Origin of the sequence: Corallococcus praedator (genome assembly GCF_003612125.1) — a bacterium.
Taxonomy (GTDB): domain Bacteria; phylum Myxococcota; class Myxococcia; order Myxococcales; family Myxococcaceae; genus Corallococcus; species Corallococcus praedator.
The window spans coordinates 1-452 of record NZ_RAWI01001004.1; the positions used below are offsets into that span (position 1 = coordinate 1).

General features: G+C 54.0%; 1 protein-coding gene. It reads right to left on the reverse strand.

Going from position 1 to position 452, the window contains the following annotated elements:
- Window positions 1–138 precede the first annotated feature (138 nt).
- A partial coding sequence (locus D7Y13_RS45480; RefSeq protein ID WP_208734626.1) for a hypothetical protein occupies window positions 139–452 on the reverse strand: 314 nt, incomplete at its 5' end.

Below are 452 nucleotides of genomic sequence, written 5' to 3' on the forward strand. Positions count from 1 at the left end.
CAGTTGGCAGTGTTTCTGATTTTGTAGCCTGCTGGAGTTCCTGAGTCCGTCGCGCCGTTACCTCTTGTAGGAGCGGCGCGTTGTCGTTTGAGGAATTGCCGAGCAGCAGCTTTCCGCCGCGTCGCTGCCAGGATTGCACTAAATCTTTTGCCATATTTGCTCTGCATCCAGGCGATCGAACTCGTCTGCAAACAAGTGACTTACGCCCGTTCCCAAAGCGCGATCGGGTGAGCGAATCAAATGAGTTTCGATGTAGCGGCGGGCGATCGAAGTTTCCAGAGCCGAAGACCAGACGACATCAAGCTTTTGAGATTGGATGAACTGACGCAGGCGAGAGGGAAATCCGGCGATCGCCGCTTTCACCACAAAAATTCCGCGCCAGCCTTGGGCGTAACAAGATTGCAGTTGAACGATCGTTGCCACCGATTCATCAAGAGCGATCGGAGTGGCAA